This window comes from Kineosphaera limosa NBRC 100340 (assembly GCF_000298215.1).
GTDB lineage: Bacteria > Actinomycetota > Actinomycetes > Actinomycetales > Dermatophilaceae > Kineosphaera > Kineosphaera limosa.
Window position 1 is genome coordinate 1 of record NZ_BAHD01000060.1, and the last position, 15,921, is coordinate 15,921.

Consider the following 15,921-nt stretch of genomic DNA (forward strand, 5'->3'; position numbering starts at 1 on the left):
GGCGACCGGCTCGGCGACGCCCAGGGCCAGCACGTGGTCCGCGCTGCGCAGCGCCGCCAGGGTCGCTCCGTTGCGGGCGGGCGCGGCAGTGTCGTAGGAGAGCTCCTCGTCCTCCTCGAGGCAGAACCCACAGTCGACCACCGTGACGTGTGCGCGGCGCCGGGCGACCTCGATGACGACCTCCAGACCCGCGGGCCGCAGCCGTGGCCAGCCGGCGGCGTCGGTCAGCCCCGTGAGCAGCGCCGGACCGCCGGGGATGGCGACGGCACAGTCCGCGAGCGCCGCGTCGTCCAGACGCCCGCGGTCGGCCAGGCGCACCGCGCGGATCAGCCCCGGAGCCTCGTCGAGCTGACCGTGCAGCACGGCCTGCGCGCCACCGTAGGTGTCGGCGTCCACGAGCAGGACGGTCGCTCCCCACGCCGACAGACGTCGCGCGATGACCGCCGCAACGACGCTGCGACCGGGCGCGCCGGCCGGACCCCAGACGGCCAACACCGTGCCGCTGCCCGCCGTCCCGGGTCGGTCCGGGCCCCGCGCGGCCTCGGCCAGGGCGGGCCACAGCGACTCGCGGCGGAGCGCGGCCAGGTCGCGACCGACGAGGGCATCCAGGATCGAGGCCGGAACCTCCCGCCAACCGACCGGCGGTCCGGCCCGGTCCGGCGGGCGGGGCGCCGGCAGGTCCGCTGGCTCCTCTCCGCCCACCGCTCGCAGCACCCGGTCGAGTTCGGCGGCCAGGCCGGTGCGGGGCTCGGCTCTGAGCACGTAGCGCACCCCGAGCCGGCGCCATCGATCCGCCGCTCGCTGCGCGGCATCGGGAGACGTCTGGGTGGCGACCACCTCATCGACCACCTCGGCGGCGTCGGATGACACGAGCCCGATGGGCTCGACGCCCGCGCCGATCAGCTCGCGGACGGTGCTGCGGTCCAAACCGTCGAGGTCCAGGCAGCCGAACACGGCCGCGTCGGCCCCCAAACCCAGCGACAGCGCCCGCACGTCGACGATGTCGAGACACTCCCGCGCGGCCGCTACCCGCGGGTGAGCCCGCAGCATGGCCAGCATCTGCGCACCCACGCCGACGACGAGCACCCGCAAGTTATCCACAGTCTCGCCGCACCTCGTCTCGTCCGGAGGCCACACCGCACTAGAATTCGACATCGTGCCCCAGGGCAGTCCCGGGGCCGTCAGGCTAGGTGACCCACACCGGCAGTCGGGCGGCCCGAGCACGAGAGACCAGACCAACTGCGTGTGCGCCGGCCTCGCCGACAGACGGGCCGACGACCTGCTTGAGCGAGGAGAGGTACGGTGCCGCAACGGTTTCTGCAGCTCGCCGACGTCTGTGAGGTACTCAACATCTCCAGTTCGCAGGCGTACGCGCTAGTGCGCTCGGGAGACCTGCCGGCGATCCGCATCGGTGGGCGCGGCCAGTGGCGGGTGGAGGCCAGCGAGTTGGAGTCCTTCATCCAGCGCAAATACTCCGAGACCCGCGAGTTCGTCACCTCGAATCCGTACGCCGGCGTCGAGGCGGAGCCCGACTCGGTCTGAGGCTCGCGCCAGGACTCCGGCACTCGGCCCAGGGTGCTCGTGCAGGCTCGGCGCGGTCGCCTATTCGGGGCCGACAGCGGTCAGGCAGACGAGCGCGGCGAACGGGATCGTCGGGCGGCCAGCGAGATTGCCGCGACGCCGGGGGACGTGGCGCGGATGCAGTGCCAACTCGAAGGCGTCCGCACCGACCGCATCGACAGTCCCGGTCAGGGTGCGCCCCAGCGCATCCAGCACCTCGACGACCTCGCGGTCGCGGGCCAGGCGCCGCAGCGGATAGCCGAGGGTCAGTCGACCCAGCACCGGCCCGGGCTGCGCCTGCGCCCAGCCGAGCCCGTCGATCTCGACGACCGCGGCCAGTGGAACAAGGTTGGCTCCCCGCGGATCGCCCTCCAGTTGCAGCCAGTCGGCACCGACCTCGCTCACCTCACCGATGAGCAAGCGGGCGTGACGCAGCAGCAATCGCAACGACCCGCGGTGCGCCCGCAACCGGGACGGCAGGTCGACGCGGGCCCGCTCGGCCCGGATCCGTTCGGCGACCTCGACGTCGCGCGCGGCGCCGGCCTCCTGCTCGGCACCGGCCTGCAAGTCATCGAAGAGTCGATCCCAACGCACTCCCGACCCCCTTTGCCCCACCCCTAGCAGGCCTTCCCCAGGGCCGCCACGCTACCGGGCTGCCGTCGCTGTGGGCCCCCGCCGGCGCTGGAGGGCACAGCGCCAATCGAACCTTCAAGGCAGTTATCCACATCTAGTCGCAGCAAACTGCATCAAACTGCATCAGATGGCACAATGACGGAGTCGGTTCGCCACCCGGTCTGCCCTCTCCGGTCGTGCGCGCCCGCGCCATCAGCACCAACAGCAGCGCGTGAGGGCCGCAGATGTGGGGGGTCGATCGTGACCGCACTACCTACCTTCGCCCTGGTCGAGGCGACGGACGGCGAGGCGACAGAGGGCAGCGCTCAGGCGTCTGTGCCGGCGCCAGGGCCGGTCCGCGCCTTGCGCCCAGTGCACATTCAGCCGGTGCCCGACCGCGATCCGGAGCCGTTGGCCGGGCCGTTGGCCGGCGCCGGTCCGATCGAGTCACCACCGACGCTGCAGGTCTGCGTGCAACCGCACCTGGAGTTGGTGCCGACGGGCGCGCAGGCACGGCGGCCAACGCGCCGGCGCGGGGAGTCGCGGGACGCCTTCGCGCCGCGACCGACCGCGACGCACGACCTTCCCGACCCGACCGTGTGGGCGGGCCAGCTGGCGTTGGGCGCCATGCACGTCATCTCCGGGGTTCGCTCGCCGCGTCAGCTCGCACGCTTCGTCACGCCCGCGGTCAACGAGTCGTTGAACCGGCGGCGAGTGGGACGCACGCGCGGCTCGGCCTTGCCGGTGCGGCCGGCGCGGGTGCGGCGCGTCCTCATCAGCGAGCCCGGCGACGGCATCGCCGACGCCAGCGTCGTGGTGGACGACGGCGCACGGGTGCGTGCCGTGGCCATGCGCCTGATCGGGGTCGACGGCCGCTGGCTGGTCACCGAGCTCATCATCGGCTGATCCGCAACCCGGCCACAGATCGAGTCGATGGCCGGGCGGCGGGTCGCCGGGGAGTCGCAGGCTCAGCGGCTGCGCTTGGCCGCCTTCTTGGCGGCGCGACGGTCACGCCGGCTCATGCCGGCCAGGGCGCGCTCGTCGGCGTCCTCGTCGTGTTCCTCGACGCCACCGCTCTCACCGGGCGCGGAGTAGTGCAAGTGCGCGGGCTTGCTGTCGGTGAGCCCTGCGGAGTCCAGGCCGTCGATCGGCGCTCCGGTCTCGTCGTCCTCCGGCGGCAGCTGGCTCTCGTCGATCTGCACGTCGATGGTGAAGACGTAGGAGACCGACTCCTCCTTGATGCCCTCCATCATCGCCTGGAACATGCCGAAGCCCTCGCGGCTGAACTCCACGACCGGGTCGCGCTGTGCCATGGCCCGCAGACCGATGCCCTCCTGCAGGTAGTCCATCTCGTACAGGTGCTCCCGCCATTTGCGGTCCAGCACCGAGAGAACGACGCGGCGCTCGACCTCACGCATGACCCGCCGCCCGAGCTGGGCCTCGCGTCGGTCGAGGGCGTGCTGGGCGTCGGAGACGAGCTCCTCGATGAGCATCTCGGCGTTGATGCCCTGGCGACCGCCGGCGGCCTCGTCGAGCTCCGCGATCTCGATGGACACCGGGTAGAGGGCTCCGAGCGCGGTCCACAGCTGCTCCAGGTCCCAGTCCTCGGCGAATCCGACGGCGGTGGCCGAGCGCACGTAGGAGGTGACGACATCGGTGATGAAGTGCCGCACCTGGTCGTGCAGATCTTCGCCCTGCAGCACCCGTCGCCGCTGTTCGTAGATCACCTTGCGCTGGGTGTTCATGACGTCGTCGTACTTGAGCACGTTCTTGCGGATCTCGAAGTTGCGGCCCTCGACCTGGGTCTGCGCGCTCTGGATCGACCGGGAGACGAGCTTGGATTCGATCGGCACCGAGTCCTCGAGCTTGGCGGACGTCATGAACCGGTCGACCAGGCCCGCATTGAACATCCGCATGAGGTCGTCCTGCAGGGACAGGTAGAAACGGGACTCCCCCGGGTCGCCCTGGCGCCCGGATCGGCCGCGGAGCTGATTGTCGATACGCCGCGACTCGTGCCGCTCGGTGCCCAACACGTACAGTCCACCCAGATCGGTGACCTCCTCGTGCTCGGTCGCCACGTCCTTCTCCGCGTGCGCCAGCGCGTCTTCCCAGGCGTCCTCGTACTCCTGGGGAGTCTCCTCCGGCGATAGGCCGCGGTTCTTCAGCGAGGTGACGGCCCGGAACTCCGGGTTGCCGCCGAGCATGATGTCGGTGCCGCGGCCAGCCATGTTCGTCGCGACGGTCACCGCGCCCTTGCGGCCGGCTTCGGCGACGATCGCAGCCTCTCGCTCGTGCTGCTTGGCGTTGAGCACGGCGTGTCGCACCTTGCGCTCGTTGAGCTGCTGGGACAGGTACTCGCTCTTCTCGACGCTGGTGGTGCCGACGAGCACGGGCTGACCCTTGTGGTGCCGATCGACGATGTCCTGCACCACCGCATCGAACTTGGCCTGCTCGGTGCGATAGACCAGATCGGGCTGGTCCATTCGGATCATGTCGCGGTTGGTGCGGATCTGCGTGACCCCGACCTTGTAGATCTGGTGCAACTCGGCGGCCTCGGTCTGGGCGGTGCCGGTCATGCCCGAGAGCTTGTCGTAGAGCCGGAAGTAGTTCTGCAGGGTGATCGTCGCCAGCGTCTGGTTCTCGTTCTGGATGTCGACGCCTTCTTTGGCCTCGATGGCCTGGTGGATGCCCTCGTTGTAACGGCGCCCCGGCAACATGCGGCCGGTGTGCTCGTCGACGATGAGCACCTCGCCGTCCAGCACGACGTAGTCCTTGTCCCGCTTGAACAACTCCTTGGCCTTGATGGCGTTGTTCAGGTACCCGATGAGCGGGGTGTTGGCGGCCTCGTAGAGGTTGTCGATGCCGAGGTAGTCCTCGACCTTCTCGATGCCCGGTTCGAGCACTCCGACGGTCTTCTTCTTTTCGTCGACCTCGTAGTCGCCACGCGGGGGGATGCCGCGCATTCGGTCGCCTCCGTCACCGCGCTCCAGCAGGCGCACGAGCTTGGCGAACTGCACGTACCACTTGGTGGCCTGGTCGGCGGGGCCCGAGATGATGAGCGGGGTGCGCGCCTCGTCGATGAGGATCGAGTCGACCTCGTCGACGATCGCGAAGTTGTGGCCGCGTTGCACCAACTCGGCGGTCTGCCACGCCATGTTGTCGCGCAGGTAGTCGAAGCCGAATTCGTTGTTCGTGCCGTAGGTGATGTCCTTGGCGTATTCGGCGCGGCGCTGGGCGGGATTCATCGAGGCCAGGATGCACCCGGTCTCCAGGCCCAGCATGCGGTGCACGCGGCCCATGAGTTCGGACTGGTACTGCGCCAGGTAGTCGTTGACGGTGATGACGTGCACGCCCTTGCCCGAGAGCGCGTTGAGGTAGCTCGGCAGCGTGGCGACCAGCGTCTTGCCCTCACCGGTCTTCATCTCTGCGACATTGCCCATGTGTAGCGCGGCGCCACCCATGATCTGAACGTCGAAGTGACGTTTTCCGATGGTGCGCTTGCTCGCCTCGCGGACGGCCGCGAAGGCCTCCGGCAACAGCCGATCGAGGCTTTCTCCGTCGGCGATCCGCGCCTTGAACACATCGGTCTCGGCCCGCAACTCGGCATCGGTGAGCTTGGCGAAGTCGTCTTCGATGGCATTGACCTGATTGGCGATACCCTCGAGCCGCTTGACGACGCGACCCTCTCCGGCGCGCAGGATGCGATCGACGATCTTCGGCACGGGTGGACTCCTGGTCGGGCGGATAGCCGCGAGCAGGACGGATGTCCACTACGCGGCACGGGGCAAGGGCGTACCAATTGGCAACCCTTCCAGGCTAAACGCTGTGACGGCGTGCCTCGTTCACCGCCTCGCAGATGAAGCGACCTAGGTCCCGGCAAGCGGGGTCCGGCAGCCATACGGTGGACTCGGCCGTTGAGCGCGGCCGACCGTCGACGAAGACGATCTGCACCCCTCGATTCGCCATGTTGGCCAGGGAGTTCGGCAGCGACCTTCTCGTGCGGCCGGGCGCCCGGACCATCGGTCGGCCAGCGAACGAGAGGTCGAGAGATGCCACTGTCGGAGAGCGAACTGGAGGAGCTGCGTCGCCGTCGGCACGCCGCCCGCGCTGGTGGCGGTGAGGAACGCCACTCGCGACGACGCGGAAAGGGCGTGTTCAGCGCCCGCGAGCGGCTCGACGGGCTGTTCCAGCCGGGCAGCTTTCAAGAGACCGGCATGCACGCCCGCCATCACAGCCCCGAGCTGGGCGACCGGGAGCTGCCGGCCGACGGTGTGGTGACCGGTACCGGGTACGTCGACGGGCGCCTCGTCGCTGGCTTCGCCCAGGACTTCACCGTGGCCGCCGGCACCCTCGGCAAGGTGCACGCCAACAAGATCGTCGAGCTCATGCGGTTCGCGATGCACACCGGGGTGCCCATGGTGGCCTTTCAGGATTCCGGCGGCGCGCGCATCCAGGAGGGTGTCGACGCACTCTCCGGGTATGGCGACGTGTTCTACAACAACGTGCTGATGTCCGGAGTCTCGCCGCAGATCGCCGTCATCGCCGGCCCGTGTGCCGGTGGCGCGGCCTACTCCCCGGCGCTCATGGACTTCGTCATCATGAACCGAAAAGACGCCCACATGTTCATCACCGGGCCGGCCGTCATCAAGTCGGTCACCGGTCGCCAGACCAGCATGGACGAGGTGGGCTCGGCCGCCATGCACGCCTCGGTCAGCGGCAACGTCCACTTCATCGCCGAGGACGAGCACCACGCCCTGCGGCTGGTCAAGGAGCTACTGAGCTATCTGCCGGCCAACAACACCGAGGATCCGCCGCACCGGCTCTCCCCCGACCTGGCGTTGGGCCGCGACGAGGGCATGAACGACCTCGTGCCGAACGAACAGTTCACGCCGCTGGACATGCACGCGGTCATCGAGCGGCTCGTCGACAACGGCCGCCTGCTCGAGGTGCAGGCCGACTTCGCCCGCAACCTCATCATCGGCTTCGCCCGCATCGAGGGGCTGGTCGTCGGCATCGTGGCGAATCAACCGATGCACCTGGCCGGGGCCCTCGACATCGACGCGGCCGACAAGGGTGCCCGCTTCATCCGCTTCTGCAACGCCTTCAACATCCCGATCGTCACGCTCGTCGACGTGCCGGGCTTTCTGCCCGGGGTCGAACAGGAACGCGGCGGCATCATCCGGCACGGGGCCAAGCTGCTGTTCGCCTACGCCTCGGGCACGGTGCCCAAGGTCACCCTCATCCTGCGCAAAGCCTATGGCGGCTCGTACCTGGCGATGTGCTCGCGGGAGATGGGGGCCGATGCCGTGTTCAGTTGGCCCGACGCCGAGATCGCCGTCATGGGCGCCGAGGGTGCCGTCGACCTGCTGAACCGCAAGGACATCGAAGCCGCCGACGATCCGGGTGCCGAGCGGGCGCGTCTGGTGCAGCAGTACCGCGACGAGGTCGCCTCGGCGTACTTGTCGGCCGAGCGCGGCTACGTCACCGACATCATCGAGCCCGCCGAAAGCCGCGCCGTCCTCGCGCTGACCCTGCGCAAGAACCTCACCAAGCGCGAGCTCCGGCCCGCCAAGAAGCACGGAAACATCCCGCTGTGAGCGGGCGCAGCGAACCGGAGCCAACGCCATGATCATGAACTTCCTCGTGTGGGGCATCGCGATCGTCGTGTCCTTGCTCGTGGCCGTCGTCATCAAGGTCATCGTCGGGCTGCTGGGCCGCCAGGCGGCGCACGGGTCAGCGGTCGGAGCTGCGGCCCGAGCCGCCAGGGGCGCGACCACGTCGCCCCCGACGACCGCGGTCGCGACCGATGCGGGAGCGCTGCCCCCGCATCACCTCGCGGCGATCACGGCAGCCGTCGCCGCCGTCACTGACTCGCCTCAGATCGTGCACATCGAGTCGGTCGGCATGGGCACCGGCTGGACCGCCGAGGGCCGACAGGCCCACCGCAGCTCGCACCACGCGGCCCGCCCGCGCCACAACTGACGTCCCAAACCCGCCGACCACAGCCACCACCGCACCCCGGACGAAGGAGATAGACATGCTCAGGCGCTTGCGCGTGACGATCGAGGGCCGCTCCTACGACGTCACGGTGGAGGACCTGACCAGCACCGACAACGCCCTGTACCCGGCTCCCAGCAGCATGCCCGCTGCGGCGAGCCCGGCCGAGGCGCCGCCGCCGGCCCCGATGCCCGCGGCCGTCGTGGCCGGCGACCCCTCCGCGGGCTCCCCAGGCGACTCCGGGGACGTCGGTGACGGCGCGGTCATCAGCACCATGAGCGGCGTGCTCAACGACCTGCTGGTCGACGTCGGCCAGCAGGTCTCCGCCGGTGACACGGTCGCCCACATCGAGGCGATGAAGATGAAGACTCCGCTGGTCACCAACCTTTCGGGCACGGTCGCCTCGATCGAGTTCGCCGTCGGCGAGCAAGTGCTCGCCGGGCAGACCGTCCTCACGCTGCGCTGAGGGTGGTCACCGTGATCGCGTTGGGTCCGCTGGTCGACCCCGGGCTGCCCGGCTCGACGAGCCTCGGCGAGCTCTTCCAGGGCATCGGCACCCTCTTCGAGCAGGAAACGCACGTGGCGATCGGCCGCGTGACGCTCATCCTGCTCGGCTTCCTGCTCATCTACCTGGGCAAGAAGGAGGTGCTGGAGCCGCTGCTCATGATCCCCATGGGGATGGGCATGTCGGCGGTCAACGCGGGCGTGCTGATCCTCGACAGCGGCAAACCCGGCACGCTGTTCATCAACCCCCTGGTGGAGACGACCGACGAGGTCGTCACCGTGCTGCAGATCGACTGGCTGCAGCCCATTTACACGCTGATGTTCAGCAACGGGCTCATCGCCTGTCTGGTGTTCATGGGCATCGGTGTGCTGCTCGACGTCGGCTATGTCATGGCGCGCCCGTTCCAGAGCATGATCATCGCGCTGTTCGCGGAGGCGGGAACGTTCGTGGTGTTCCCGCTGGCGCTGGCGATGGGCATGACCGCCCCGCAGGCGGCCTCGGTCGCGACGATCGGTGGCGCCGACGGCCCGATGGTGCTGTTCACCTCGCTCGTGTTGGCACCCGAGCTGTTCGTGCCGATCACCGTCGTCGGCTACCTCTACCTCGGGCTGACGTACGGCGGCTACCCCTACCTCATCCGGCTGATGATCCCGGAGCGCCTGCGCGGACTCCCGATGGAGGCGGAGAAGAAGAAGCCGATCACCTCCGGGCAGAAGCTGGCGTTCGCCGTCGTCGTCTGCACCCTGCTGTGCCTGCTGTTCCCTGTCGCGGCCCCGCTGTTCCTCTCCCTGTTCCTCGGGGTGGCCGTGCGGGAGGCGGGCATCCGGCAGTTCCAGGATCTGCTGAGCACGGTCTTCCTCTACGGCGCGACGTTCTTCCTCGGCCTGACCCTGGGCGTTCTCTGCGAAGCCGGCACACTGCTCAATCCCAACGTGCTGCGGCTGCTGCTGCTCGGCATGCTGGCGCTGCTGGTCTCCGGCATCGGCGGCATCCTCGGCGGGTACTTCATGTACTTCGTCAGCGGCAAGAAGGTGAACCCGATCATCGGCATCGCCGGCGTCAGCTGCGTGCCGACGACCGCCAAGGTCGCGCAGAAGTTGGCGACCCAGGCCAACCCGCAGGCCGTCGTCATGCCCGCCGCACTGGGGGTGAACATCTCCGGCGTCATCACCTCCGCCATCATCGCGGGTACCTTCGTCGCGCTCCTTCGGTGACCCCGTCGCCGCTGGCCCCCGTCGCCTGGCATCGTCGCCTACTCTCGATGCGTGACGACGATCCTGCTCGACTGCGACACCGGTATCGACGACGCTCTGGCGATCCTCACAGCGGCCCTCTCCGACGAGATCGACCTCGTCGGAGTGGGCTGCACGTGGGGTAATACCGACGTCGACCAGGCGGTACGCAACACCCACCACCTGCTGAGCATGATCGGCCGAGCCGACGTGCCGGTGGCCCGCGGCGCCGCGGGCCCGCTCGACGGCACCACCCCGACGTTCTCCCCGCATGTGCACGGTGACGACGGGGCGGGCAATGTCGGCGATATCTCGCATGTGCCGGTGGTTGCCGACGAGAGCGCGGCCGAGTTGCTCATCCGGCTCTCTCACGAGCACCCCGGCACGCTGCACGTCGTCGCGGTCGGCCCCCTGACCAACCTCGCGCTCGCGCTGCAGGCCGACCGGAGCCTGCCGGAGCGCGTCGGCCACGTGACGATCATGGGTGGGGCCGCGCTGACGCCCGGCAATGTCACCGCCGCGGCCGAAGCCAACATCTGGCACGACCCGGAGGCGGCGCAGCTCGTCTTCGAGGCCCCGTGGGAGATGACGATGGTCGGCCTGGACGTCACGATGCGTTCGATCCTCACGGAGGAGCATCGAGCGCGGCTGGCCGCCGGCGGCCCCGTCGCCCAGCACTGCGCGCGGATCCTCGACTACTACTTCAACTTCTACACCGGCATCACCGGCCGCCGGTGCGCCGGCAATCACGACGCACTCGCAGTGGCGGTGGCTGCCGGCCTGGTGCCGACGACGCTGTCGCCGGTCGTGCACGTCGAGGTCGACACCAGCCACGGCCCGTCACGCGGGCGCACGATCGCCGACCTGCGGGGCATGTGGGCCGACCACCCGCAGGTGCCGGGTGCACGGCATCGCGTGGTGCTGGAGATCGAGCCCGGTTTCGAGGACCGCATGGTCGACCTCATCCTGACCGCCGACCAGTAGGGGCTTGCGCGTCAGGGGCCGACGGGCGTCAGGGACCGACGGGGCCGGGTGCGTCCTCGACGTCGACGAGGCCCAGGAAGTCGGCGAGCGAGCGTAGTTCCTCGTCCAGTTCCGCCCGGTCGCTCGCGTCTCCGCGCCCGCTCTCCCAGTGCCGGGCATGGACCCGCAGGACGCCCGCAGCTCGATCGGAGCGGGCGTCGACGCGTCCGACGAGCCGGTCGCCGAGGAGGAACGGCAGCACGTAATAGCCGTGCACCCGCTTGGGCGCCGGCACGTAGATCTCGAGGCGGTAGTCGAAGTCGAAGAGCGCCCGGGTGCGGTCGCGTTGCCAGATGAGGCTGTCGAAGGGGCTGAGCAGGGCCCGAGCACGCACCCGCGCCGGGGTCGCCGCCTCCGCGTGCAGCAACAGCGGTCGCCGCCAGGTGGGCACCTGCGCGGGCACGAGAACGCCGCGCTCGACGAGGCGCTCGATGGCGGGCCGCGCCCGCTCCGGCGAGATGCGGGCATAGTCGCGCAGGCATTGCTCGCTGGCTAGGCCGAACGCGCGCGCAGCGTACTCGACGAGGGCCTGGGTCGCCTCCGACTCGGGCAGGGGATCGCGGCCATAGGGGCCGCGGGCTAGCACGTGTTCGGGCAACAGCACCTCGGGGGCGCAGTAGCGGCGCTCGAACTGGGCGGTACGCCCGGCGGACGTCAGCTGGCCGGTCCAGAACAGGTGCTCCAGGGCCGTCTTGACCTGCGACCAGTTCCATCCCCAGTGTGTGCGGTGGCGCGGATCGTCGTGGGCCATGGCGGCCTCGGTCTCCCGCGAGGTCATCGGGCCGACGTCGGTGACCACCTGGAGCACGGAGTCGACGAGGCCCGGATGGTCGGCGGCGATGCGTTGGATGTTGCCCCAGGCCTCCTCCCGCGCCCGGCGCATGCGTACGCCGTAGAGCGGCCAGGTCTCGATAGGGATGAGGGATGCCTCGTGCGCCCAGTACTCCACGAGGTGCCGCTGGATACGTCGACCGCCGACGCCGCCGGGCCCGTCCCGCAGGGCGTCGAGCATGGTGGGGTCATAGGGGCCCAGTCGGGAGTAGAAGGGCAGGTAGTGCGACCGCGTGACCGCGTTGACACTGTCGATCTGAACCACGCCCAGCCGGTCGGCCACGGCCCGCAGATGATGGGGGCGCACCGTGCCGCGAGGCCGGAAGCGGGCCCCGAAGCCCTGCGCGGCCAGCGCGATCCGGCGCGCCTGCGCCGGCGAAACGAGCACAGCCGAGCGGGCCGCCCGGGAAGCACCCGAACGGCCCGCTCGCCCGCCAGGCGCCGCAAGGACGCCCTCTGGCACAGGATTCTGTGTGGTCAGCTGACCTTCGCCTCTTCGGCTTCGGCGGCGGCCAACTCCTGCTCAGCGGTGACGACGTCGAGGTGGATGACGCCGTAGTCCCAACCGCGGCGACGGTAGACGACGCTGGGTCGGTCGGTCTCCTTGTCGTGGTAGAGGAAGAAGTCGTGCCCGACCAGCTCCATGCTGTTGAGGGCCTGATCGAGGGTCATCGGCGCGGAGCGGTGCACCTTCTCACGGACGTGCACGGGGCAATCACCGGTGCTGCCGAGGCGCTCGTCGACGTGCTCGGCCGGGTCGACATCGACCTCCTGCACCGGGGCCGGAGCGTGACCGGAGAGGTCGGCCACGGCCAGGTCTGCGGTCGCGGCGGAGACATCGTTGCCACCGCGGCGGCGGGAGACCTTACGGCGGTCGCTGACGCGACGCATTCGCTCGGCGAGCTTGGCCAGCGCCAGGTCGAGGCCGGTGTATTTGTCCTCGGCGTACGCCTCGGCCCGAATGACAGGGCCCTTGGCGAGGCAGGTGATCTCCACCCGCTGGCTGCCCTTGGGGGCGCCGCGGCTGGTCTCTTCGCTGACAACTACCTCGATGCGTTGGGTGCGGGGGGCGTATTGCTCGACTTTGGTGAGCTTTTCGGCGCACAGCCGGCGAAACCGTTCGGATACCTGAACGTGACGTCCGGTGACGGTCAACTCCACGAGATCCTCCTTGCGGGTGGTGCTGGTCTGACCCGGGCCGAAACACCGCCGGCCACGGGCGGAAATCGCTGCCGCCTCACCTCCTGTCTGCGCCCGGAAATGCAGAAAGCCCCCGGGCCTGCCACGGCAAACCGGCTCCGGCACGCACGCTGTGCACTCCGGGCCCGGTCTCCCGGCGCAAACACTGGGGACTCATGCACCAACGGTACGCGACGTGTTCACCCAAAGGCAGCAGGACCTTCACCTCTGACCCCCGGGATCAGGCCGCTGTTGCGCACAACACTCCCGCCGGTTCGCGGCGTGACCGCCAGAACCGCGCACGCGAGCGGCTCGGCACCGACCGACCGCAGCGCCCGGACCGCCTCGGAGAGGGTGGCACCGGTCGTCACGACGTCATCGACGAGCACGCAGCGGCGCCCGCGCAACCCAGGGTGGGTCACCGCGTAGGCGCCGTGCAGATTGGCCATTCGGGCGTGCGCGTCGAGATGTGCCTGATCCCGGATCCGGCGGGTGATCCGCAAGGCGGGCTCGACGGATAGGTGCACGCCGGCGCGGTACAGCAGCGCGGCCGACACGCCGAGCAGATCTTCCAGCGGTGCGTCCCCACGCCGCCGGCGGGCGGCCGGTGCTGTCGGCATCGGCACCAACAGCACCGGCGTGTCGTCTGCGTCGCCTGGTTCGTAGGCGTCGCTGGTGTCGCCGGTACCGCCTGCCTGCGCCGACGCGGCGTGGTCGGCTGCTGCGACGAGCACCGGGGCGAGCGCGCGGGCCAGCACCGGCCGCAGATCGCGCCGGTCACCGTCTTTGTAGGCCACGAGCAGGTCCCGCACCCGCCCGGAGTAGTCGGCCGCCGACCACGTCGGCGGCAACGGCTGCGCCGCGGGAAAGGCCGCCACCGCCGTCCACGCCGGGCGGCGCAGCCGCGGCCGCCCGAAACTCGCTCGGCAGGTGGGGCAGCACGCATGGTCGGGGGCACCGCAGCCGGCGCAGGTCAGCGGCAGCACCAGGTCGACGGTGGCCCGCCAGACTCCGCGCAGCGCGCGGCTCACCGGCGCGGCCACGCTCGCCCGCTGCGCCGATCCACTCCTGAACCCAGCCCTAGCTTCAGCCCTACGCTCATAGCGCCAGTGTGGGAGGCACGCTGGCCCGCCGCAGCCCCGCGGCGCTCCGCCTGTGGATGCGCCGGTGACCGCCGGCGGGCCTGTGGACGGCGATACGCGAGGTCTGTCGGACTTGCCGTCGGCGGGTCAGTAGCCCGGGACGATGATGTCCACGGCTGCTCCGAGCCGCTCCCAACCGCCGCCGACGCGGCCGTAGGCGTGGCCGTCGCCGGAGACGACGACCACCCCCCGCTCCCCCCCGCTGGAGGTGATGCGGCGCGGGTCCGGCACCGTGGCCAGCTGGGTCGTGGGGCCCCCGACCTGCACGATCATCGGCGTGGAGCGCCCCGAGGCGGTGTGGCTGCCGATGACCGCGATGGCGGTGTTCGACACCCACGTCGCGGAGCTGACCTGCCCCAGATCTGCGCCGATGAGCCACGGCTGCGTCAGGCCGACCGGCACCCCCAGGCCGTCGTGCAGCACGCCGCTGACGCCGATGGCGACCCGGCCGCCGCGGCGGGTGACCACGAGGATCCGCTGCCCGTCGGGGGCGGGCCGCACGGCGATCAGTTGCTCGGGCCCCTGCGCACCCAACCACGGGGTGGCGATCGCGTGTGGGGCCGCGCCCAGTCCCCCGGCCGCGTCGACGGCCCAGATGCGGCTGGTGCCCGCGGTGGTGGAGCCGCCCACCCAGAGCCGGTCCTCGCGGTCGTAGGCGGGAGGCGTGAGCTCGCCGCTCAGGCCCGGGACGTCGGCCGCCTGCCCGCCGCGCCAGCGGTGCACCCGGCTGCCGTCGGCGGCAACCGCCGCCACTTCGAGCCCGTCGTCGCGGGCGGCGAGGGCGCCCCACTCCGGACCCACGGCCGGCAACTGCGGCGTGCTGGCCTGCGACGGCTCCCGGCCGCGAGCGACATCCGCAAGGTCGATCGCCTCCAGAGCGCCCCCGGGACTGCGCCGCAACACGTGGCTGCGGCCCGGCTCGGTGCCGGTGAAGCCGAGTTGGGTGATACCGGTGGGGACCGCGCCCGCGTCGCCATCGATCAGCACATCGAGGTTGCGCCCAGAGACCTGCAGGATCACCCCGTCCACCGTGGGGGCCTGACGCATCGTGAGCAGCGCCTGGGCCCAGGCTGACCGGCGTTCGTCCGCGGAGACGTCGAGCATTCCGTTGGACAGGTCGATGAGCGCCTGGCCGGCCTCGACGGGCACCGAGTCGACCGACAGCCGGGTGCCCTCGGGGAAGCCGGTGCGCACGACTCCCTGCAGGTAGGGCGGGGGCTCCTCCACGAGGGCTCGCGCCAGCCGCGTCGGCAGACCCGCGCCGAGCCGAAACCAGCGGCGATCGACGACGAAGCCGTCCATGCCGAGGTTGGCGTAGGCCACGGAGAAGGAGCGGAAGGCGCTGTCGAAGTAGAACCGGCTGATCCACACCCCGAAGTCGGGCGGCACCTGCGAAATGCGCCACTCCCCCGAGGCCTGGGCCAGCCCCAGGGTCGCCTCCTGCGTCGAGCCCGGCGCGGCGCTGGTGTATCGACCGGAGGCGTCGAGGCCGGCGTCCTGCGCGGCGCGCAGCTGCACCCGGTCGCCGTCGTCCTGCGCGTGCACCTCCAGCGACGAGCTGTCGGGGTAGACGACGACCTCGACCCGGGGGTCCCACGAGCGAGAAGCCTCCGGGGTCAGGTAGGCGCGAGCGGCCCGGAAGTCGTCGTCCGTCGACCAGCTCGCCGCCAGAAAACCCCGCACGATCTGCTCGGGCGAGGCGCCACGGGCGGGTGCCTCGAAGTCGAAGCGCACGGGCGGCACGTTGGGTGCCCCGACGTCCAGTCCTTGCTGCACGGGACCCCGGCCGGGCAAACCGCAGCCGGCGGCCAACGCCACCGCCCCGGCCGCCACGCCGGCG

General features: G+C 70.5%; 14 protein-coding genes. 7 read left to right on the top strand and 7 right to left on the bottom strand.

All coding sequences use genetic code 11. The features are described from left to right. The coding region (locus KILIM_RS15845; RefSeq protein ID WP_006593735.1) for a CpaE/TadZ family protein at positions 1-1,101 on the bottom strand (1,101 nt) is incomplete at its 3' end. A 201-nt stretch (positions 1,102-1,302) separates the two neighbouring features. Between KILIM_RS15845 and KILIM_RS15850 the strand changes: the two genes are divergently transcribed. Continuing rightward, positions 1,303-1,542: a helix-turn-helix domain-containing protein gene (locus tag KILIM_RS15850; RefSeq protein ID WP_006593736.1), complete on the top strand. Its 240-nt coding sequence runs from the start codon at positions 1,303-1,305 to the stop codon at positions 1,540-1,542. A gap of 60 nt (positions 1,543-1,602) precedes the next feature. Here the strand turns inward: KILIM_RS15850 and KILIM_RS15855 are convergent, their stop codons facing one another. Next, on the bottom strand, positions 1,603-2,154 hold the full coding sequence (locus KILIM_RS15855) for a hypothetical protein (RefSeq protein ID WP_006593737.1): 552 nt from the start codon (positions 2,152-2,154) through the stop codon (positions 1,603-1,605). A 279-nt stretch (positions 2,155-2,433) separates the two neighbouring features. Here KILIM_RS15855 and KILIM_RS22585 point away from each other — a divergent pair, with 279 nt between their 5' ends. Then, positions 2,434-3,078 carry an Rv3235 family protein gene (locus KILIM_RS22585; protein ID WP_006593738.1) on the top strand — a complete coding sequence of 215 codons (645 nt, stop codon included), beginning with the start codon at positions 2,434-2,436 and terminating at the stop codon, positions 3,076-3,078. A 62-nt stretch (positions 3,079-3,140) separates the two neighbouring features. Here KILIM_RS22585 and secA read toward each other — a convergent pair whose 3' ends face one another. After that, a complete protein-coding gene (gene secA / locus KILIM_RS15865) occupies positions 3,141-5,894 on the bottom strand; it encodes a preprotein translocase subunit SecA (RefSeq protein ID WP_006593739.1) in 2,754 nt (917 codons plus the stop codon). 327 nt (positions 5,895-6,221) lie between these two features. On the opposite strand from secA, the gene KILIM_RS15870 reads away from it, so the two are divergent. From KILIM_RS15870 to KILIM_RS15890, 5 genes are read left to right on the top strand one after another with little or no spacing between them, the layout of a single operon-like run. Continuing rightward, positions 6,222-7,769 (top strand): acyl-CoA carboxylase subunit beta, encoded by a 1,548-nt coding sequence (locus tag KILIM_RS15870; protein WP_006593740.1) that lies wholly within the window; start codon positions 6,222-6,224, stop codon positions 7,767-7,769. Positions 7,770-7,797: 28 nt separating this feature from the next. Continuing rightward, on the top strand, positions 7,798-8,154 hold the full coding sequence (locus KILIM_RS24090) for a hypothetical protein (protein ID WP_006593741.1): 357 nt from the start codon (positions 7,798-7,800) through the stop codon (positions 8,152-8,154). A 55-nt stretch (positions 8,155-8,209) separates the two neighbouring features. After that, positions 8,210-8,635 carry an acyl-CoA carboxylase biotin carboxyl carrier protein subunit gene (locus KILIM_RS24095; RefSeq protein WP_006593742.1) on the top strand — a complete coding sequence of 142 codons (426 nt, stop codon included), beginning with the start codon at positions 8,210-8,212 and terminating at the stop codon, positions 8,633-8,635. A gap of 11 nt (positions 8,636-8,646) precedes the next feature. Then, positions 8,647-9,888: a sodium ion-translocating decarboxylase subunit beta gene (locus KILIM_RS15885; RefSeq protein WP_006593743.1), complete on the top strand. Its 1,242-nt coding sequence runs from the start codon at positions 8,647-8,649 to the stop codon at positions 9,886-9,888. Between the two features lie 51 nt (positions 9,889-9,939). Beyond that, entirely contained in the window at positions 9,940-10,890 is a 951-nt protein-coding gene (locus tag KILIM_RS15890) for a nucleoside hydrolase (RefSeq protein ID WP_006593744.1), read from the top strand. Positions 10,891-10,918: 28 nt separating this feature from the next. On the opposite strand, the gene KILIM_RS15895 is transcribed toward KILIM_RS15890, so the two are convergent. The 4 genes from KILIM_RS15895 to KILIM_RS15910 form a co-directional block, all read right to left on the bottom strand. Then, entirely contained in the window at positions 10,919-12,148 is a 1,230-nt protein-coding gene (locus tag KILIM_RS15895; RefSeq protein WP_006593745.1) for a winged helix-turn-helix domain-containing protein, read from the bottom strand. A gap of 89 nt (positions 12,149-12,237) precedes the next feature. Further along, positions 12,238-12,921: a ribosome hibernation-promoting factor, HPF/YfiA family gene (hpf, locus tag KILIM_RS15900; protein WP_006593746.1), complete on the bottom strand. Its 684-nt coding sequence runs from the start codon at positions 12,919-12,921 to the stop codon at positions 12,238-12,240. A gap of 218 nt (positions 12,922-13,139) precedes the next feature. After that, positions 13,140-13,970 (bottom strand): ComF family protein, encoded by an 831-nt coding sequence (locus KILIM_RS15905; protein WP_040563624.1) that lies wholly within the window; start codon positions 13,968-13,970, stop codon positions 13,140-13,142. A gap of 198 nt (positions 13,971-14,168) precedes the next feature. Next, positions 14,169-15,921, bottom strand: a 1,753-nt coding sequence (locus tag KILIM_RS15910; RefSeq protein WP_006593748.1) for an LpqB family beta-propeller domain-containing protein, incomplete at its 5' end; no start/stop codon positions are given.

Excerpts from the sequence above, each read along its gene's own strand:
- KILIM_RS24095 (WP_006593742.1), top strand. The coding sequence starts at position 8,210 with ATGCTCAGGCGCTTGCGCGTGACGATCGAGGGCCGCTCCTACGACGTC.
- KILIM_RS24090 (WP_006593741.1), top strand. The coding sequence starts at position 7,798 with ATGATCATGAACTTCCTCGTGTGGGGCATCGCGATCGTCGTGTCCTTG.
- KILIM_RS15870 (WP_006593740.1), top strand. The coding sequence starts at position 6,222 with ATGCCACTGTCGGAGAGCGAACTGGAGGAGCTGCGTCGCCGTCGGCAC.